The following is a 22,231-nucleotide window of genomic DNA, read 5'->3' as shown; positions in this document are numbered from 1 at the left end:
CGAGCAGCAGCATCAGCGGCCCGTGCAGGTCGTCCGTGCCGATGTTCTTCAGGCTGACGTCGTAGCTGACCGCGCCGGTGCTCTGGTCGGAGCGGGTGTTGGTGAAGGTGAGCTGCACCTGCGTGCTCATGTCCAGCAGCGCGGTGAAGCCGCTGACGGTGTCCTGCCCGATGCGCAGCTGCGCGGCGCTGCGCAGATTGCCGTTGATGGTGAGCTGGTAATGGCCGGCGGGCAGGCCGGTGACATCCAGGTACGCGGTATGCGTGGCGGCATCCCAGCGCACGCTGTGCGGCGTGACGGTGGTGGCGCCGATCAGCTGGAAGTTGTCCGCATCGAGCACGCTCGACGCGTCGCTCAGCGCCGACTGCGCATCCGTGCCCAGCCACATGTCCTGGTCGAACTGCACCGCGATCTGCCCCACCGGCAGCGGGATCAGTGCGCCGTCCGGCACGCTGGTGGCGATCACCTTGGGCGCGCGCGCCGGGGCGATCTCGTCGATGTGGTGCGTTTCGGCGACCAGGATGCGGCCGTCGGCGGTGGTGAGGATCGCCTCGCCCTGGGTGCCGCCGCCGGCCAGCTGCAGCACGCGGCGCGTGGCCAGTTCGATGGTCCACACCGAGGAGCCGCTGGTGGTGTCGGCGACGCCGGCTACCTGCACGTGCTGCGGCAGCGCGCCGGAAGCGACCAGCATGCCGTCGAGCAGCGAGCCGGGTGCGCCGAAGGCGATGCTGTCGACCACGCCCTTGATGCGGTATTCGAGCTCGGCGCGGCCGAGCGTGATGCCGCTCATCGGGAAGCTGACGATGTCGGTGGTGCCGTTGGGGTCCGCCGCGGTGATGTCGCTGCCGGTCCAGCGCACGCCCCACAGGCGGCCGTCCGGACCGAAGGCGAGATCGCCGACGCGGGTGTTGCTGAAGTGCTGCCAGGCCTTGTTCGGGTCGGTCTGGTTCGGGTGGAACACCTCGATGCCGTCGCCGTCGGAGACGTAGATGTCGCCGGTGCCGGGCTGGATCGCCAGCGCGTGCGTCAGCGGCTGCTGGCTGGGCCCCTGCATGCGGCGCACGATGGCGCCGCTGCCGGCGTCCACCTGCAGCAGTTCGTTGCCGGTCATCACCCACAGCTGGCCGTACGCGTCCACCGCCATGTCGAGCACGGGCTGGTCGAGCACGAACAGCGGCGTGGTGCTGTGGCCGCCGTCCTTGCCGTAGCGGTACACCTCGTTGCGCTGCTGGCCGGCGCTGATCAGGATCGACTGATCCGGCAACTGCACCATCGCCATCGCGCCGATGTCGGCCGCGCCGGTGGCGAAGCCGTCGGCGAAACCGCGCGCGGCGAACGGCGCCAGCACGTTCTTCAGATCGCCGGCATTCACGCTGGCCACCGCGCCCGGCAGCATCTGCGTGGCCTGCTGGAACAGCGGGTTGCTCGGGTAGTCGCGGTCCTGCGGCGCCTGCGGCACCTGCGCGGTCTGGTCCACGCCCGGGGTGACGCCGAGGCCGTCGAGCACCTGCTGGCGCGCGCCGTCGTCCGGCAGCACCGCATTGCTGACCGAGGCCGCCTCGCGGTTGCCGGCCAGGTCGGTGGCCACGGCAAGGAACTCGTAGTGGTTGCCGGCTTCGCCGGTGAACACCGCCTCGTTCGTGCCCGCGGCGACCTGGCGCTGCCAGATCTTGAAGTCGCCGCCGTTGGTGGCGACGTAGACCGTGACGAAGCGGATGCCGCTGGCATCGTCCTGCGCGTTCCACTTCACGTCGTAGGTCGGCGCACCCTGGGCGTTGTTGCCCAGCGAGGTGACGGCGACCGTGGTGCCGGGCGCCTTGGCGTCCAGCGTGACGTTGAGCGTGGCGCTGTCGATCGGCGGCGTGTCGTCGAAGAACACGCGCGCCTGCATGGCGATCTTCGCGCCGGAAGCCGCACCCGGCGCGGCGGCCACGGTGAAGCTGACGAAGCCGCCGGCATTGCTGCCGGCGAGCAGGCCGCGGCTGGCGTCCTGCATCACTTCGCCGGTGATCGGATCGATCGCCTGCAGCAGCCAGGTGGCGATGCCGGTCTCGGCGTCGACGCCCGCGCTGACGCGCAGGATGTAGCCCTTGCTGCCGGTGAAGTCGAAGTCGCCCTGGAAGTTGGCGCGGTCGGCGGGGATATGGATGTTGATGTCGCCGATCTTCAGGTCGCCCAGGCGCACCGAACGCGGATCGAGGTCCGCATCCAGCGGCGACACGATGCGGATCTGGCCCACGCCCTGGCCGGTCGGATTGCTGAAGGCGAAGGTGTACGGCAGCGGCGTGGCCGCGGGCACGTACACGCTGCCGTCGGCGGCCACGGCCTGGCCCTGCGGACCCTGCACGCTGATCGCCGCATTGGTGGCGCCGGCCTGCTGCGCAACGAGCTGCAGGTACTGCGTGAGGTTGAGGCTCTTGCCCGGCAGCGGATTGAACTTGTCGTCGAGCAGGCCCTGCGCGCGCAGGTACTCCAGCTCGGCCTGGCTGCCGACGAAGATCTGGAAGTTCTCGAACTGCAGAGTGCGGCCGGCGTGCTGGTCGTAGTCGGCCGGATTGGCCAGCGCGGGCACCGGCACTTCGATCTCGTCGCCGTCGTCGTCGGTGCGCGTCTCGTAGTGGTCGATCGGCCCCTTGGCGGCATTCGGATCGCCGGCATAGGTGGACGTATCGCCGTACCACTGCTGCACCTTGGCGAAGAAGCCGAGGAGGTCCGCCTGGGTGCGGTAGCTGTCGCCGCCCTTGGACATGAGGATGCCGGCGGCGAGCGTGGCATTGAGGCTGACCACCTGCGGGTTGGTGGTGATCGGCGGCGCCTGGTCGGCTGGCAGCAGCATGCCGGCGCTTTCCAGCGCGGCCAGCCAGCCGTTCACCCACTGCGAGGCGTCGGCGGCCAGCGTGGCCAGGTTGCTCGGCGCGCTGGGGTCGGCCAGCACGGCGGTGCGCAGCTTTAGTGCGTAGGCGGTCTGCTCGGCGATGAACTCGTCGCGGGTGAGCGCGGTGGCGGCGGCCACCACGTTCAACTGGAACGACTCGGACAGCGCTTCGATCTTGTAGATGATGTCTTCCGGGTCGGTGGACAGGAAGCGCGCGGTCAGCCCTTGCGAAATCTTGTCCAGGCCGCTGACGCCGGCATCGAGGATGCCCTGCGCCTTCCAGTCCGGATGGGTCGCGTACAGCGCGTCGCGCAGGCCTGCGAAGTCGCGGTTGATCCAGGCGGTGAGGCCCGGATAGGTCTGCAGGCGGAAGCTCATGCCGACGAAGCCGTGCGCGGCCACGTCGAAGGCATAGCCCGGCGCCAGGTTGTAGCCGGCAGTGTTGAGCGTGCCGTCCAGCGAAGCCCACGGGATATCCGTGCGCGGCAGGCTGGAGCCGGTCTGGCCGTAGGCCTGGTTGTTGGCGGGCGAGCCGCTGACGTTGCCGAACGGCGAGCCGCCGACGTTGGAGCCGAAGATCGCGTAGGGCAGGTTGAGGCCGTCGAGCAGGTACTGGTTGTAGCCCATCTCCACCGCGCCGACGTCGAAGCGCACGTACGGCGTGTCGACGTTGGTCAGGCTCTGCAGCGAGACCGAATAGGTGGCGCCGTCGCCCGGATTGAGATTGCGCGGGCCGCCGATGCCGATGGTGACGTCGTCCTCGATGCCGCGCTCGACCCGATAGCGGTTCGCCTCGGTGACGCTCTGGCCGTTCGGGTTGATCACGCTGACGTCGTACAGGCCCAGCGGGAAGTTGCGCGTGTCGAAGATGGCGCGGATGTGCGTGGCGTCCAGCACCTGCCAGCGGTCCGGTTCGGCCTCATAGACGCCTGGACGGCTGAGTTTCACCAGCGCGCCGGCCTGGAAGGCCGAGCCGTAGATGTCCAGCGTCACCCAGCGGTGGTCGTCGTCGCTGACGCCGCCGTTGTCCGGCGTGATCTTGGTGATCGACAGCGGCAGCAGGTCGGCGCGCAGGGTCGCCGGCACCGCGTTGCCGCTGCGCGAGCGCACCAGGATGTAGTAGTCGCCGGCGAGCGTGCTGGGAATCAGCGCCTGCTGGTCGGCCGCGGACGGATTGCTGTAGGCCGCGTCGTAGGCATAGGTGGTCGGGATATCGCCATAGCGGATGTACAGCTCGTTGTCGCCGCTGGCGGCCATCGAGTCGAGCATCACGCGCAGGGTCTGGCCGGCCGCGACGGTCACCTTGTACAGCTGCACGTCGCCGCTGGACAGCGTGGTCTGCAGCGGGCTGGCGATGGCCAGCGGCGGCACCTGGGTCTGGATGGTGGCGGCCGAGGCGGTGAGGTTGTTGGCCTCGCCCGGCGCCATCACCAGGCCGTTCGGGCCATAGCTGATGCCGCCTTCGTAGACTTCGTTGTACAGGTCCGGACGCACGATGATGCGCCAGTGGCCGTCCTTCAGCGGCGGCAGCTGCGCGGTGAGCTTGCCGCTGTAGCTGGCGCCGCCGGCCAGGTCGCCGCTGTGCGTGACCTTGCCCAGCAGGATGTCGTCCAGGCCCCACACGTTGTCCATCGACAGATAGATCGCGTCGGTCCACTGGCCGTAGGCCGGGTTGGTGGAGTCGTTGACGATGGTGTAGTTGACGGTGACGGTATCGCCCACCTGCGCCTGTGGCGGCACGGTCACGTCGGTGACCTTCAGGTCCGCCGGCGGCGGCGTCTGCACCAGCATCGGCTGCGGCGCGGCGGTGGCGTTGTTCTGGTCGTTGCCGAATTCCAGCACCTGGCCGTACGGGCCGGCGCCGAACGCGCGCGCGGGATCGGTGATCACGAACACGTAGTACGGGCCGTCCAGGTCGCGCGGCGCGGTCACCGAGAAGTGGCCGTCGTAGCCGCCGCCCGCGGCGAGGCCGCCGCTATGGCCGAGGTAGCCGAGGTAGCGGTCCTGGTTGACGTCCAGGAAACGGTCGCGCGAGAGATAGATCAGGTCGTTCCACTGGCCCTGGTCGCTGGGCGTATCGCCGCCGGCGTTGGTCACGTGGTAGTCGACGCTGAAGCTCTGTCCGGCCACCACCGAGGCCGGCGCGCTGACCAGGCTCACCTGCAGGTCCGGCGGCGTGGCCAGGGTGATCGGCAGCGCGATCGAGGAAACGTTGTTGCCTTCGTTCTGGAATTCCAGCACGGCGCCCGGGCCGTTGCCGGTGACCACGTCCAGGCCGTCGCGGATCGAGCTGGGCTCGCTGTAGTACCAGTCCTTGGTGGTGGCGGTGTCGGTCTTGACGATGACGTTGTAGTTGCCGCTGATCGACTGCGGCAGGTGGAATGTGGCCGACATCGTGTACGACTCGCCCGGCTGCAGGAAGCGCGGCTTGCCGTTGGCGTCGACCAGGGAAACCGGCTGCACGCGGCCCGGGTTGCTGTACAGCGAGCCTTCCACCAGCGGGTAGTCGGTGGGATCGAGCGAGCTGTCGTTGGACAGATACACGCCGTCGTTCCAGCTGCTCACGCGGGTAGCGCGATTGCCGCGGTTGGTCACCACCCAGGTGACGGTGATCTGGTCGCCGGATTTCGGCGCCGGGTTGGAGACCTGGATGCTGTCGATCTGCAGGTCGGCTTCGCGGTAGGTGATGTCCAGCGGGCTGCTGCCCACGTTGTTGTTGTTGGCGCTGCCTTCGTAGACCGAGCTGGCGTAGAGGTTGAGCCCCCAGGTGTTGTCGCCGCCGCCGAGCAGTTCGTCGGCGGCGCGCGGCGGCAGGCCGGAGCTGTCCGGGCGCGCGCTGTCGGTGATGACGTAGATGTAATAGCGCCCATTGGTGCCCGGCGGCAGCGCCACATTGGCCGTGGTGGTGTAGCTGGCGCCGGCGGCCAGGCCGTTGGTGTTCTGGTGTTCGAACTTGCCCAGCGCGATCGCGCGGCTGGGGATGAAGGTCGGGTCGGTGCTGATGAAGACCGAGTCCTGCCAGCTGACGGTGCCCGGCCATACGGACTGGCCGAAGTTGGTGACGGTCCAGCTGATCGGAGTCAGCTCGCCGGAGTAGTTCTGCGGCTGCACCTGCACCGCGGTCACCTGCAGGTCGGCCGGGTGCGGAATCACCGCCGCGGCGAAAGGCGTGGTGTTGTTGGCTTCGTTGAGCTCGCGTACCTGGCTGAGCGCGTCGGTCTTGACGATGATGTAGCTGCCGACGATGTCCGGCGCCAGCTGCACGGTCTGGTTGACCGTGTACTTCTCGCCGTTGTTGAGCGTGCGGCTCTGCGTGTAGCTGCCGATGGTCCAGATGCGGGTGGCCTTGCTCAGGTCCGCGTTGTCGGCCACGTAGATGGTGTCGGTCCAGCCGCCGGTGAACAGGTCGCCCTGGTTCTGCACGGTGTAGCTGAAGCTGACCGGGCCGCCGGCGTCGATGCTGGCCGGCGCGTTGACCTGGGTCACCACCAGGTCGGGCGGGGTGATGCCCAGCACGCTGATCGGGCGGCCCTTGTAGTCGTTGTTGTCGATCTGGGTGGCGTCGTCCTGGTTGATGTTGGACGCCAGCGTGTCTTCCAGGATGGTGCCGTAGGTGTTGGTCCAGACGGTGATGTAGTACTGGCCGCTGAGCGTGCCGTCGGGGATGGCGACCTGCATGTCGCCGAGATAGTCCTCGCCCACGGCGAGATTGCCGGTGTGCACCATCGAGCCCAGCAGCACGTCGCCCTTGTTGGCGCCCGGACGCTTGGGATCCTTGGCCAGCCACACGGTGTCGGTCCAGCTGTTGACGTCGGCGGTGAGGCCGCGGGTGGTGGCGCTGCCGAGGTTGCTGACCTTGTAGCGCACGTCGATGGTGCCGCCGTGCACGGCCTGGTCCGGCGCGGTCACGCCACTGGTGACCAGGTCGGAGAACGGCACCGGGTCGATGTAGAAATGCACCGCCTTGGCGTTGTTGCCGTCGCTCGGGTACTCGTCGACGTTGTTGTCGGCGTCGGCCACCACGATCAGGTACGCATCGCCCGGGAAGCGGATCGGGATGCTGATGCTGCCGCTGATGTTGGAGTAGCTCTGGGTCGGCGCCAGCGCGCTGCCATTGTCGAAGGTGCCGACCAGCTGGTCGTCGCCGCTGAGCGTGCCGTCGTGCGACAGGTAGACCTTGTCGCGCCAGTGGCCGCTGGCGGGCACCGTGCCCAGGTTGGTGACGGTGTACTGGATGCCGACGGTGGTGCCGGCGGTAACGTGGTCGGGAATGCTGACCGCGCCCACCTGCAGGTCCGGACGCGGCTGCAGCGCGATGGGGGTCGGGTTGCTGGCCAGCAGCACGTCGTTGCTGGCGGCTGCGCCGTACTCGTACACCTGCGCGCCGGCGCCGCCGAAGTTGGCATTGGTGGTGATCTGCAGGCGGTACAGCCCTTCGATCTTCGCCGGCAGGCGGATCTGCTCGGTGCGCTTGTAGTTTTCGCCGGCCTTGAGCGGACGGTCGTAGGTGTAGCTGCCCAGCACGATGGCCGCGCCGGTGCCGCTGGTGGGCACCAGCTTGACGGTGTCGGTCCAGGGGCCGACCGCATCGGCCTGGCCCTGGTTGCTCACCGTCCAGGTCACGTCGGCCAGGCTGCCCTCGAGCAGGCTGGTGCCGTCCGCCGCGAGGCTGTCCGGCGCGGACGGCGCGATGCTGGCGGAGTTGACGATCAGGTCGGGCGAGGGCGCCAGCGTGACCGGCACGGCCGCGCTGTGGCCGACGTCGTTGTCGCCGTAGATGAATTCGAACGGCCCGCCGGTGCGCACATTGACGTAGTAGTTGCCCTGGATGCCGTTGGGCAGGGTGACGGTGATGCTGCGCGTGTAGCTGTCGTTCACCGCCAGCTGGCCGATATGGCTGGCGCTGCCGAACTGCGCGATCACGCCGGTGCCGTCCGGGTTGGCGCTCAGCCACACCTGGTCCGACCACTCCGAGCTGTCGGTGATGCCGATGCCCTGGTTGCTCACCGTCCAGGTCAGGGTCAGCGGCTGGCCGCTGACCGGGGTGCCCTGGGTGGAGACGGAGTCCACCTGCAGATCGGCGTACGGCTTGGGCATCACGTCGACGTTGTGGCCGAGCAGGGCCGTGTCGTTGGCGGTGTTGCCGTTCTCGAACACCTGATGCGTGGCGTCGGTCACCACGAACAGCTTGTAGCGGCCGGTGGTGCCCGGCGGCAGCATCACGCTGAGCGCGCCGTTGTAGCTGGCGCCCGCGGCGAGCGCGCCGTTGTGCGCGACTTCGCCGATCACGCGGTCGTCGCCGTTGCCGAGCACGCCGTCGGTGGACAGGATCACCCGATCCACCCACTGCGACGTGCTGCCCGCGCCGGTGCCGTTGTTGCTGACCGTCCAGCTCACGTCGATGGTGGCCGGGTCGGCGATCAGCGTGGACGGCGCCTGCACGGCGCTCACCGCAAGGTCGGCATAGGGCGCCAGCTGCACGGTGAGGTCCTGCTGCGCGGTGTTGTTGGCGCGGCTGTGGTCGTCGATGGCGCTGGCCGCGTCGGTGACCACCACGATCTCGTAGTCGCCGCTGGCATCCAGCGGCAGCTGGATATCGGCCGCGGCGTCGTAGCTGCCGCTGGTGGCGAGCGGGCCGCTGTGCGCCAGCTCGGCGACCTGGGTCAGCGTGCCGTTGTGCGACAGGTAGACGCGGTCGAGCCAGTTGCCGCTGGCGATGCCGCCGTTGTTGGTCACCGTCCACTGCACGTGCAGGTTGCTGCCGGACAGCACCAGCGTCGGGCCACTGACCTTGCTGACCGAAAGATCCGGACGCGCCACCACCACCGGCGTGGCGGCGGAGGCGCCGTTGTCGTTCTCGCCGTCGCGCTCGTACACCGTGTTGTCGGTGTCGGTGCGCACCACGAAGGTGTACGTGCCCTCGGTGAAGCCGGCGGGCAGGGTGAAGGCGATGCTGCGCGCCGCGCTGGCGCCGGCGGCGAGGCCGCCGGTGAAGAACTGGTTGGCCACTTCGATCTGGTGGCCCTGGCCGTCGTCCAGATACACGCGGTCGCGCCACACGCCGGTGGCGTCGCCGGTGCCGGTGTTGTGCGCGGTATAGCTCACGCTCACCGCATCGCCCGGACGCACCGCGGCCGGGCCGCTGACGTCGCTGACGGTGAGGTTGGCCGAAGGCGCCAGGGTGATGTGCAGCGGCACCGTGGTGGCGCCGGCGTTGTTGCCGGTGTGGCCGTTCTCGGTGACGGTGTTGTTGAGGTTGGTGGTGACCAGGATGTAGTAGTCGCCCACCAGGTCGCGCGGCAGGGTCAGCGTCGCGGTGGCGGTATAGGTGGCGCCGCCGTTGGCGAGCACGCCGGCATGCGTGACCGAGCCGGCCAGCACGATGTCGTCGGCCGAGGGCACGCCGGTGCGCGACAGCACCACGCGGTCGTTCCACAGCGCCAGGTTGGTCGGCGCATTGCCGGTGTTGGACACCGTCCAGCTCACCTGCACGTTCTCGCCGCTGAGCGCGGTGGTGGGCGCGCTCACCGACACCACGCCCAGGTCCGCATACGCCGCGGCCACGGTGATCGGCTTGGCCACGCTGGCGTTGTTGCCGCGCGTATCCGGTTCCAGCACTTCGTTCTGGCCGTCGGCGCGCACGGCCAGGTAGTAGTGGCCGTCGTTGAGCAGGGGCAGGTTGAGCGTGGCGGTCTGCGTATAGCTGTCGCCGACCGCCAGCGCGCCGTTGCGGCGTACCGTGCCGATCACGATGTCGTCGGCGTTGCCGATGATGGCGTCGGAGCTCAGCACGATCTCGTCGGACCAGGCATCGCTGGTCGGCGCCTGGCCATGGTTGGCCACGGTCCAGCTGACCGTCACCGGCTGGCCGCCGATCGCGTTCGGCGGCGTGGTGATGCTGTCCACGCGCAGATCCGCGTACGGCACGGCGGCGGAGACCACCGCGGTGGCGGCGCTGTTGTTGCTCTCCGCGTCGTGGGTGAGATTGGTTTCGTAGAGCACGCCCACGCCGGCCGCGTTCTGGTCGGCGGTGACGGTGATGCTTAAGTTTCCGGTGCCCTTGAGGCCGTCCGGCAGGCGGAAGGTGAAGCTGCGCAGGCGATGCTCGCCGGGGCCGATCGGGCCGTTGACCTGGCCGTTGACCAGCGCGGTGGGGTCGTACACCAGGCTGGTGTCGAGCACGCTCATGCCGTTGTCGACGCGGCTCACCGTGATGCGGTCGTTGAACGCGGTGCCGGTGGCGCTGGCGCCCTGGTTCCAGTCTTCCCAGGTGATGGTGACCAGGCCGCCGGCCTGGATGGTGGTGCTGACCACCTGCAGGTTCTGCACCTGCATGTCGGGGCCGACCGCCTGGTCGACCTCGGCGACGTTGTTGCTCTCGCCGGTGCCATTGGCATTGGCCTCGGGAATCTCGCCCAGGCTGTCGGCGATCACGCGGATGGCGAAGTTGCCGGAGGCATCCACGCCGGTCGGCCAGGTGAAGCTGGCATTGCGCTGGCGCGTGGCGCCGGCGGCGAGCGGGCCGTTGTCGAGCAGATCACGCAGGGTGACGGTGGCGACCACCTTGCCGGTGGACAGGTTGCGCACCTCCAGCGTTTCGCTCCACGGCTGCGCCACGGCGACATTGCCCTGGTTGCCGACGCTCCAGCTCACGTTGACGGTCTGGCCCGGCTGGAACGCGCTCGACGGCTGCAGGCTGAGGTCCTGCACGGTGAGGTCGGCATACGGCGACAGCTGCACCGTGGCGGTGATGCTGGCGGCGTTGTTGCTTTCCGCATTGCCGGCGCTGTTGCTCTCCTTGACCACGTTGTCCGCGTCGGTGAGCACGGTGATGCTGATGGTGCCGGCGGCGTAGGAGCCGTCCGGCAGGCGGATCTGCTGGTGGCGCGTGCGCGCATCGCCCACGCCGATCGGGCCGTTGGCCGCGTCGGAGGCGTCGTACGGCACGCTGATGTCGGCCAGGATCACGCCAGTGGCGACGTTGCGGATGACGATGCGGTCGTTCCAGTTGCCGCTGGTCGGCAGCACGCCCTGGTTGGCGACCACCCATTGCACGTCGACCATCTGGCCGGTCTGCAGGGGGCCGGCGGGCGACACGTTCACCGAGGTGACGGTGAGGTCGGGTGCCGGGGTGACCACCAGGGTGTCCAGCACGGTGACCGGCGTGTCAGGCACGCGCACCACGTTGAAGGAAACGTTCGGCGTGACGTTGCCGCCGCTGTTGTAGCTGGAGTTGGCCAGCACCAGGGTGTAGCGGCCGCCGACCAGCAGGTGGCCCAGGTCGATGCCGCTGCCGTTGAACTGGTAGGTGTAGTTGCTGCCGTTCCAGGTGCCGTAATCGTTGCCCATGCTCTGCTGGTAGAACACGGTGCGGCCCTGCGGATCGAGCAGGGTCCAGGTCGGTACGTAGCCGCTGCTGGTGGAGCTCAGGCCCTGCAGCGCGTCGAGGAAGTAATGCGCGCCGGCCTCCACGTCGAAGCTGTACAGCTGCAGGCCGCCGGCGACGTCCATGGTGGTGCTGACCGGCGTGCCGGGCGTCACCGCCGTGGCATGCGCGGCGTCGAGCATGCGGAAGCTGAAGGGGTTGGCGCTGCTGTTGTTGCTCCACACCGTCAGCAGGTAGTCGCCGGTGGCGAGCAGGCCGTTGAAGTCGTAGCTGTAGTTGTACGAGTAGGTGTAGCCCATCTGCTGGTAGAACACCTGCGAGCCGCTGGCGTTGGTCAGCTTCCAGTAAGCGCCGTTGGGCAGGTTGAGCGCGTCGAACGCCACTACCGAATCGTGGTCCAGGTGCAGCGTGTACTGCAGCGGCACGCCGGAGGCCGGCGCGGTGCCGGTGACGACGGTGTTGGGCTGCAGCGCGGTATAGCCGGCCTTGATGGCGAAGCTGTAGTTGACCGTGCTCCACGGCACGTAGCCGGGGTTGTCGATCACCAGGTAGTAGTTGCCGGCCGCCAGCGGCAGCGCGCCGCTCTGGTAGTACATCGAGCCGGAAGCGACCGGGCTGCCGTAAGGCGAGACCAGGTGCCAGTTCAGATAGCTCTGCTGGCCGGTGGTGTTGATCGGGTCGAACCAGAACTCGCTGGCCTGGGCCAGGCTGAGCTTGAACACCTGCGGGCCGTTGCTGGGCGTATAGGTGCCGGTGGTCAGCACGTCCGGCAGCACCGACGGCACGGTGGACAGATCCAGCACGTTGAAGTTGATCGAACGCGTGCCGGCATTGCCGTTGAGATCGACGAAACGGAAGGTGTAATTGCCCGCACCCGGCAGGATCAGCGCGCGGTTGGCGTTGTACGGATCGAAGGCATACAGCAGGGTGCCCTGGCCGTCGTAGACGTCCATGCGCACGTTCTGTTCGGACGGCATGGTCACCCACAGCGAGGTGGCCTGGGTCGCCTGCAGCTGATAAGCCAGGCTGCCGTTCTGCAGCAGGCCCTGCACGGCGCTGCCGAGCGGCAGCGCCGGCAGCAGGTGCGAGGTGGTGAGCGTGAAGTCGTAACTCTGTGCGGTGGCGCTGCCGTCGTCTTCCGTCTCGCGCACCAGGTAATAGCTGCCGGTGCGCGGCAGGTTGGCGATGCTGCCGGCGCCCTGCACCTGCTGCAGGTAGTGGCCGAACTCGTCGTACAGCGTCCAGCTGAAGTTGTCGCTGCTGTCCAGCGTGACGGTGTCGCCGCTGTTGGCGTCGAAGCGGAACAGCTCGGCATTGCCGGCGACGGTGTTGCCGGTGGTCGCGGTGCCGGTGGTCAGCGCGGTGGCGGTGTCCAGGTCCAGCAGGCGCAGGCGCGCGTTGTCGAAGCCGTACGGCATGCTGTCGATGACCAGCTGGTAGTCGCCGCCTTCCAGGTCGAAGGCGGTATCGGGCTGGGCGGCGTCATCCTGGCTGTTGAACACCGTCTGGCCATGCTGCGCGATGTGCCAGTTGAGGTAGCCGTCGTTGCTGAGATAGCCCAGGTCCAGCAGCAGGTGGGTGGCGCGGTCGAGATGGAAGCTGTACGTGCTCGGGCCGGTGGGGCGCAGCACGTCGCCGAGCTGCACCAGCACGTGGCTCAGTTCGAACTGGAATGCCACCGGCGTGGTGTCGCTGCCGGCATCGGCCTGGTACAGCAGCACGTACTGGCCGTTCGCATTCAGCGCCACGTCGGTGGCGCTGGCCAGGTCGCCGCTGGCGGCGATGTTGCCGTTCGGGTCGAGCAGGATCCACTGGCCGCTGAGCGTGCCGTGATCCAGCGACGCCACGTGCAAGGTGTCGCCCGCATGGCCGTCGAAGGCGTAGGCCTTGGCCTGGCCCGGGGCGATGCTGTCGTTGAGCGGTGCATCGAGCGGCAGCGGTGCGGCGGCCGCGGCGTCGATCAGCGCGAGCGACAAGTGGCTGGCATCGGCGCCCTTGGCGCGCAGGGTCAGGCGGTAGCTGCCGGCGGCGAGGGTGATGCCTTGCACCGCGGCGTTGCCGGGCACCCACGTGCCCCAGCCGAGATAGTTTTCGTTCTGCGTGAGCTGCCAGTCGTAGCCCGCGCCGGTGTTGGCGAGCGCGTCGAGCAGCAGGCGCGTGGGCGCCGCGACGTTGATGTCGTAGTAGACCGTGTCGGACGCACCTTGGGTGTCGATCTGCAAGATGTCGCCGATCTGCGCCGTGCCGTTCGCGGCCGGCTGCGTGCTGTCCAGCGCAAAGCCGTAGCTGGCCGGACCGGCGGCGTCGCCGGTGGCGGACCACACCAGGTAATAAGTGCCGCTGCTGGCGAACACCGGCAGCGCGTCGTTGCTGGAGGAGCTGTCGCTCCACACGTTCTGGCCCTGCGCGTCGAAGATCTCCCACGCGCCGTCGCCGGTGCTGCCGGCCTGCGGCACGAAGCGCAGGCGCTGACCGGCCTGCGCCTGGAAGGCGTAGGTCTGCAGCTGGCCGGGATTGAGCGTCACGGTGGCCGGCGTATCCAGCGGCAGCGCGGTGGCGTCGGCGAAGCTCTGGAACATCAGCGTGTAGCTGGCGTCGCCGGGGTTGGCGCCGGCGTCTTCGCTCATCGCCGCGGCGAAGGACTCGCCGCCGCCACCGCCGTTGCCCTGGCTGGTGACGGGAATGACGTAGTGGCCCTTGGGCAGGAACAGCGTGTAGTAGCCGTTGTTGTTGAGCTGGTAGTTGCGGCCCGGCACCTGGAATTCGGCGGAGACACCGTCGCTGTAGCTGGGCATCCACAGGCTGATGACCTGGTCGTGGTCCACGTCGATGCTGTAGAACTTCACGCCGCCTTCGGCCGGCAGCGTGTCTGCCAGGCTCTGGCCCGACACCAGCGGCGTGGGCGCCGCGATGCGCAGCGCGGTGGCCGTGTTGTCGTTCAAGTAGGTGTTGGTAAGCGCGGCGTACCAGGTGCCGTCGCTGTCGGCGTGCACCACGTAGTAGTCGCTGTTGTTGTTGAACCAGTACGAGCCCTGCGTATTCAGGCTGGCGTCGTAGAGCTGCACCTGGCTGCCGGAAGCGCCGGTGATGTAGTAGTCCTGCCCGGCCTTGACCTTGAAGCCGTACAGGCCGAGCACCGCCGGCGCCGCGAGCGGGCCATCGGCGACGGTGGCCTGCGCCTGCGTGGCGACGCTGAAGTTGAGATCCGCCGAGCCGTCGAGCGAGGCGTCGATCTCCAGCGTGTAGTCGCCCGCCGCCAGCCGCTGGGGCTGGGTGAAGCTGCCTTCATAGCCGGGGAAGTTGCCGGACAGCACCTGGCCGTTGGCATCGAGCAGGCGCCACTGGATGCCCCAGGTGGTGGCCGAGCCGTTGACCGAGACCAGCGAGTCCTGATCGAGAGTGAAGGTATAGGCGCGCGCGTCGTTGTTGGTCAGCGTGACGGTGCTGGCCTGGCCCAGCGTGAGCGGCGCGGTCGGCAGCACCGGCGGATCGATATGGCTGGTGAGCGTATTGCCGGCGGTGATCGTCAGCGGGCCGTTGGCATGGGACAGCACCAGCGCATAGTTGCCGGTGGCCGACAGGTCCAGGTTGAGCTGGGCGAGGCCGGTGCCGACCCAGCCCGAGGAGATGACGCTGCCATCGGGCGCGAACAGGTACCACAGCGCCTGCGGCGAACCGATGCTGGTGCTGCTGGCCTGCAGCGTCAGGCCGATGCTGTCGCCCGCATGGCCGGTGAAATGCCACACCTGCGCGCCGGAAGTGTCGGCGAGGTCGGCGCTGGCGGTGGTGCCGGGCGACAGGTCCGCCGCGGCGTCCACATCGATCAGGCGGAAGCTCGGCGCCGCATCGCCGTCGGCGGCGACCGGGCCGTAGCTGTACATGCGCAGCGTGTAGTTGCCCTTGGGCAGCTGAAGCAGGGTGGTCTGGCCGTTCGGCAGGTAGACGTCGCCGTTGCTCCATACCTGGCCGGTGGCGTCGACGATGTTGAAATAGATCGACTGGTTCGGCAGGTTGCTCGCCGCCGCGATAAAGCGGCCGGGCGCATCGAGGCTGAAGCTGTAGTCGGCGTGGTAGTTGCCCGCATCGTCCAGCACGATCGGCTGGTCGGCGCCGGGCGTCAGCGCGTACACCGGCACGGCGACCGGTGCGCCCTTGACCGTATAGGGAATCGGGTCGGTGCTGCCGATGGTGTCGGGGTAGACGAGCAGGGTGTAGGTGCCGGAGGACAGCTGCTGGCGATCGAAGCCGCTGCTGCCGGAGCTGACCGTGTAGCCGTTTTCGTTGTAGAGCACCCACTCGAGGCCGATCGCCTCATCGCCGCCAGAGATGCCGAAGTCGTAGGTGGACTGGCCGTCGCTGGTGAACGTGTAGGCCGTGGCGGTATGGCTGGCGTCGAACTGCGCTTGCACGCTGCCGGTGGCGTCGAGCGACGGCGCCTGCGACAGGTCGGTCAGCGCGAAGGCGTAGCTCTCGCCGCTCCAGTTGCCGGCGACACGGATGTCGTAGTCGCCCGGTGCAAGGAAATAGCGGTCGCCCTGGACGTGCGCGTCGTACGGGTAGCCGTTGTAGTAGATGCTGTACTGGATGTTGCCGCCGTCGACCAGCCGGCTCAGCAGGAAGCTGGCGGCATGATCGAGGCTGAAGCGGTAACCCTGGGGGTTGTTCGGATTGCCGCTCAGCGTGCCGCCGATGTACTGGCCCGGCTGGATCTGCGGCAGCGTGGCGGCACTCTGCGCCAGCGTGTAAGCGACGTCCGCGCCGTTCGGATCCTGGCCCTTCAGCACCAGCACGTAATCGCCGCTGGCCAGGGTGGCCAGGTCGGTGTCGCTGCCGTCGACGGCCTGCGCGATCAGGTTGCCGTAGGTGTCGAACAGGCTCCAGCGCAGCGACGAGGTGTCGGCCAGGCCGAACGCCAGGTGCAGCGCGCTCGGCGTGGCCAGCGTGAAGTGGTACGCCACGGCGGCCGCGCCGCCGGCGATGTTGCCTTGCACGCTGCCGGCAGGCAGGGCCGGCGTGTCGGACAGATCGAGCAGCTGCAGGGCGTAATGCGCGCCCGGGCTGTCGCTGCGGATCCACAGCTCGTAGCTGCCGTCGGTGAGCTGCTGCAGCGAGGGTGCGCTGTTTTCCACGTCCAGCGAACCCGGGTTGTTGTTCTGCAGCCACTCCAGCGCAGGCTCGCCGCCGATCGGCGTCAGGCCCCACTGGATGCCGCCGTCGGAACCCAGGTTATGCAGCAGCACGCGCATGTCGCGGTCGAGCGTGATGCGGTAGACCGAGAAGCCGGTGACCGGATCGGTGCTGCCGACGAGGTTGTCGCCGGGCTGCGCGACCGGTGGCGCCACCGCGTCGACATGCAGCGCGAACGCGGCATCCGTATTGCCGGTGCGTGCAAGCAGCAGGCGGTAGGAACCCGTGCTCAGCACGGGCGTATCCACCGCGGAGCCGGCCGCGCCGGAGGCGATCAGGTTGCCGCCCAGGTCGTACAGCGACCAGGCCAGCGAGCTGTCGTCACTGGAATCCAGCGCGATATGCAGCGCGCCGGAGCTGTTCGCTTCGTAGCGGTAGACCAGGGCCGCCTGGCCGGCGGCGAGCTGGCCGTTGCCGGTGCCGGTGGGCAAGGCCGCGGCGGTGGCGGTGTCGACGGTCTGGAACGCGTAGCTGGCCTGGTCCGCGGTGGCGGCGATGGTCAGCACGTAGTCGCCGGCATTGGGCAGCGCGGCGTAGGCGCCCATGTCTTCGTCGGACCACGGGTTTTCGCTGGAGGCTCCGGCCGGCGTCAGGCGCCAGTGCACGCCGTGCGAGCCGAGGTCGCGCAGCAGGTTGGCGAGGGCGAGGGTCTGCGCGTAGCCGATCGTCACCCGATAGCGTGCGCTGTCGCCGACGAAGTTGAAGCTGCCGCTGATCGAGCCGCCCCAGGCCAGCGGCGGCGCCGGCGGCGCCTGCGTTTCGCTGGAGGTGATGGTGTAGTCGGCGGCGCCGCCGTCGATCACCAGATAACGCTGCGTGCCGGCGGCAACGCTCTGCGCGATCACGGTGGAGGCGAGCGCGCCGCTGCCGGAAGCGACCAGCTGGCCGCCGGCGTCGTACACGCGGATGCTGGCGCCGCTGGCCTGCGCCGTGCTCACGGCGAGCTGGATCGCCGACTGGTCCATGCCCGCGGTGAGGCGGTAGAGCAGGGCGTGGCTGTCGGTGGCGCTGACGCTGGACGAACCGATGGCGAGATCGAGCGCGCTGGCGAAGTCGACGATACGCACGCCGTAGGCGCCGAGCTGCGAGGCATCGTCGGCAAGCACTTCCAGCGTGTAGGTGCCCGGGCCGAGCAGGCAGGCGGATGCCGTGCCGGTGTGGCCGGTCTGCACCAGGCTGCCGTCGGCGGCGCGGATATTCCAGCGCTGGCCGGCATCGCCGAAGCCGTCGACCAGCACGGTGGCGGGCGCGGCGATGGCGAAGGCATAGCTGTCCGGCACCCCGGCCACACTGCTGTGGCCCTGCACGTCGGTGCCGAGCGCGAGGCCGGCATGCGCCGGCGTGGTCAGCGCGGCGCTGTAGCCGATGTCGGTTTCGGCGCCATCGCCATTGCCGCTCAGCTGCAGCTGGTAGCGGCCGTCGTGCGGCAGCTTGAACAGCAGGTCCTGGCCGGCGGCCACATTGCCGAAGTTGAGCACCACGTTGCCGCTGGCATCGAGCACGCGCGCGGAAGCGCCGCTGCCAGTGATGCTGTCGAAGTGGAACGTGAGGTAATCGCCCGCCGCACCCTGCACGGCGTAGAGCACGCTGCTGCCCGACGGTGCGATGCGCGCCGTCTGCGCCGCGCCCAGGCTGAGTGCCGCCGTGCTGTTGAAGTCGAACAGGTTGAAGGCGAAGGCGCCGGTGGCCGCGCCGTTGGGGATGACGGTGAGCCGGTAATTGCCCGCGGCGGCCAGCTGCAGCAGCAGGTCGCCGCTGCCGTCCATCGCCGCGCTGTTGACCACGCTGCCGAGCGGGCCTTGCAGCTGCCAGCTCAGGTCGCTGCGGTGGGCCAGGCTCTGGAACAGCACCGCGCCCGGCGCGCCCAGCGCGAAGTCGTACTCGTAGCGCTGGCCCGGCGTGGCGATGGTGGCCGTGGCCGGCGTGCCCGGCACCAGCGGCTGCACCGTGGTGACGACGTGGCGCAGCACGAAGTTCACCGCGCGGTCGGCGCTGGCGTTCCAGGCGTTCTGCCAGCTGAGCACATAGCTGCCGGCGGCGAGGTGGAACGGCGTGGCGTTGTCGTAGTTGCTGTTGCCGCTGGCGATCACCTGGCCTTGCGCGTTCTGCAGCTGCCACTGCTCGGAGTTGCCGTCCTGCGGTCCTTCCATGCGGAAGTCGCCGTCGGCGGCCACGTCGAAGCGGTACGGCGCCGGCAGGCCGGCGGCCGGCAGCGAGGCGGTGGTCGGCGTGTCGGCCGCCAGCGCTGGCATGGCGGCCTGGTTGAGCAGGCTGAAATGGAAATTGCCGGTGGAGAGGTCGCCATAGGCCACGGTCAGCACATAGGTGCCGGCGGGCAGGTTGAGCAGGTTCTGGCTCGAATAGCTGAAATCGCGCTGCGACACTTCCGAGCCGCGCGGGCCGGTGAGGCTCCAGCGCAGGTAGGAGCCGTTGTTGACCGGCGTGTTCATCAGCACCGCGGTCGGCGCGTCCAGAGTGAAGCTGTACTGGATGCTCTGGCCGGGCTGGGTGATCGCGCCGGCGGTATCCGCGCCGAGCGTGAGCGCGGCGTTCTGCACGCTGCGCAGGCCCAGGGTGAAGTTCAGCGGCTGCGACTTCGGTGCGCTGTTGCCCACGTAGGGCGAGACCACCAGCAGGTACTCACCGGTATAGGTCGCGGCGATGTCGGCGTTGTCGTAGCCGTTGTAGATCGAACCCGACGCGATGACGGCGCCGCCCGGCGCCAGGATGCGCCAGTCGGCATTGTTGCTCTGCGAGCTGGGGTCGCTCTGCAGGTAGAAGTGGTCGCCCGCGCTGGCGTTGAAACGGAAGATTTGCGTCTGGTCGGTGACCAGGGTGGTCTGCACCGGCGTGCCGGGCTGCAGCTCCTGCGCGACGCCGCGGTCGAGCACGCGGAAGGACAGGTCGGTGGGCGTGTCGTTGCTGTTGCGGAACAGCAGCGTGTACTGCCCCGGCGGCAGCAGCTGCATGGTGCCCTGGTCGTAGCTGGCCCACTGCCAGCCGACGATGGTGCCGGCGGTGGAGCGCAGCATCCATTGCAGGTTGGACGGATTGCCGTTGGCGCCGGCGAGGAAGTCCGGCACCACGGTCTGCGCGTGGTCCAGGGTGAAGCTGTACTGCGCGATCGACTGGCGGCCGGTCAGCGTGAGGTGCGCGACGTCGTTGAACGACAGCGGCGTGGTGCTGGTGTCCGTCGCGCTGAGGGTGAAGGTGTCGCGGTCGGTGGCGTAGCTGTCGTAGTAGTAACCCAGGTCCAGCAGCGTGTAGGTGCCGTCGGCCGGAACGCGGAACAGCGTGCCGAGGTTGTCGCCGGACTGCGCCTGCAGCACCTGTCCCTGCGGGCCGACCAAGCGCCAGGTCGGGCTGTAGCCGGAGATGTAGTCGGTATTGAGCAGCAGGGTCTGCCCGGCACTGGCCTGCACGCGGTAACCCGCGGCGGCGCTGCCCGGCGAACGCTGGGCGATGGTCTGCTGGCCCAGCTGCAGGTTCGGCAGGGTGGACAGGTCCACCGCGCTGAAGGCGTAGGCGCCGGCGCTGTAGCCGCTGGACGGCGCGCCCTGCAGGGTCAGCGCATAGTCGCCGGCGGGCAGGGTGAGGATCTGGTCGCCGCTGGAAACCCAAGTGTTGAATTCGGTGCCGCGCGGACCTTGCAGGTTCCAGTAGGTGTTGCCGGACTGCTGCGCGTCCAGCAGCAGCTGGGTGGTGGCGCCGAGCGTGAAGCGATAGGTCTGCGTGCTGTTCCACGCCGCCAAGGTGCCGGCGGTGACGCTGCCGAGCGTGAGCGGATCGCCCGCCGGCAGCGGTGCCGGGGCGGTGTTGCCGGTGTTGTCCAGGCGCGCCTGGAAATTCACCGGCGCGGTGTTGCCGACATAGCCCTCGATCAACAGCGTGTAGCTGCCCGCATTGGCCAGGCTCACCGCCGCGCTGTCGCCGGACAGATTTCCGCTGCCGACGGTGCGGCCGAACATGTCGACGATCCGCCACACCGCGCTGCCGCCGGTGGCGCTGGCCGCATGCACGGCGACGCTGTCGCCGGCCGCCGCGGTGAACTGATAAGCCGTGCTGCTGTTGCCCGGCGACAGCGTGCCGGACAGCGGCGCGCCCTGCGCCAGCGCCGCGGCGGTGGAGAGATCGAGCAGGTTGAAGGCGAACGCGCCGGTGGCCGCGCCGGAACCCTGCACGGTGAGCGTGTAGTCGCCCGCCGGCAGCGCCAGTATGTTCTGTCCCGAATTACCGTCGGAGGAATTCAGTGTGCGGTTGCTGACTTCCTGGCCGCGCGGGCCGGTCAGCGACCACAGCATGTCGTTGCGGCTGGACAGCGCATCGAAGGCCAGCTGCGTGGCCGCGGCGAGATGGAAGGAATACACCGCCGACTGGCCGGCCAGTGGGATCGAACCGTTCACCGCGGTGCCGATGCTCAGCGCGGAGGTGAGATCCGGCACCTGGTTGAGCTGGAAGTTGTAGCCGATGGTCGCGGTGGGCGAGTTGTAGATATAGCCGTCCAGCATCAGCCAGTAGGTGCCGGTCGAGGCCACCGTGAACGGCGCCGTGCCCGAACCCAGGTAGCTGTTCTGCACCTGGTTGCCGTAGGCATCGAGCAGCCGCCAGTAGACCGTGCCGCCGGTGGGCGACTGGCTGCCCAGGTACAGCTTCTGGCCCTGGGTCAGCGCCACCTTGTAGATGGTCGAGCCGGTGGGCTGGTCCAGCGTGCCGCTGATCGGCGTGTTGACGGCCAGCGTGTGCGCGGAGGCATCGGTGAGCATGCGGAAGGCATAGCTGCCCGCCTGGTCGTTGTAGCCGCGCACCGCCAGCGTGTAGGTGCCGGCCGACAGTTCGAAGGCGTTGCTGGTTTCGGACTGGTTATGCGGCGCGACGATGGCGCCGTTGGGGCCGCTCAGGCCCCAGTTGAAGTTGTTGCTCAGTGCGTCGAACGCCATCTGGGTGTCGGCGTTGACGGTGAAGCTGTAGTAGTTGGTCTGGCCGGGCTGGGTCACCGCGGTGGTGACCTGGTCCAACGTCAGCGGCAGCTGCGGATTGACCACCGGATTGAGCGTGAAGCTGTAGCTCACCGGCGCGGTGTTGTACGAAGCGCCTTCCACCAGCAGCAGGTATTCGCCGCTGCTGGGCACGCTGAAGGTGTCCGGGTCGCTGCCGATGCTGTAGTGCGAACCGACCTGGCGGCCGTACGGATCGATCAGGCGCCAGTAGGCGGAGCCGCCGCTGACGCTGTTGCTCTTGAAGAAGAATTGCTGGCCGGCGCTGGCGTCGAAGCGATAGACGCTGGTCTCGTTGCCCTGCACCAGGGTGTCGGACACCGCCGTGCCGGGCGTGAGATTCGCGGCCGCGGTGGCGTCGACGATGCGCATGGCATAGCTGCCGGTAGCGTCGGCGGAGCCGGCCACGGTCAGCGTATAGGTGCCGCTGCCGAGATCGAACGCCGGCATGCTGCTGCTGTTGCCGTCGTCGGAGAACTGGCGGCCGTTGACCACGGTGCCGTTCGGGCCGGTCAGCGTCCAGTTGAGATCCGAGCGGTTGGTCAGGCTGTCGAAGACGACGCGCTTGGTGTCCTGCACGGTGAACTGGTACTGCTTCTGCTGGCCGGGCGCATCGAGCGCGCCGTTGATGGACAGCGCGGCGGGATTGACGTCGCCGGACAGCAGCACGCGCGGTTCCAGCGCTTCGAAGCGGATGGCCGGTGTGTTCGAAGCAGGTGCGGTGTCGATCGCTTCCGCGGCGGAGGTTTCGTTGAGCTTGCCGTTGCTGTTGCCGTGCGACTGTTCCAT

At 68.6% G+C, this 22,231-nt stretch carries 1 protein-coding gene (running past one end of the window); it reads right to left on the bottom strand.

Annotated features, from left to right (window positions below; all coding sequences use genetic code 11):
- On the bottom strand, positions 1-22,231 hold the 5' portion of the coding sequence (locus KK141_RS09920) for an Ig-like domain-containing protein (protein WP_214570554.1). It extends 15,665 nt beyond the left edge of the window; only the first 22,231 of its 37,896 coding nucleotides appear in the window; its start codon is at positions 22,229-22,231; the stop codon falls past the left edge of the window.

Source organism: Dyella sp. LX-66 (genome assembly GCF_018599165.1).
Classification (GTDB): domain Bacteria; phylum Pseudomonadota; class Gammaproteobacteria; order Xanthomonadales; family Rhodanobacteraceae; genus Dyella_D; species Dyella_D marensis.
Note: the sequence above shows the minus strand (reverse complement) of the source record. Positions and strands in the feature narration are given on the sequence as shown.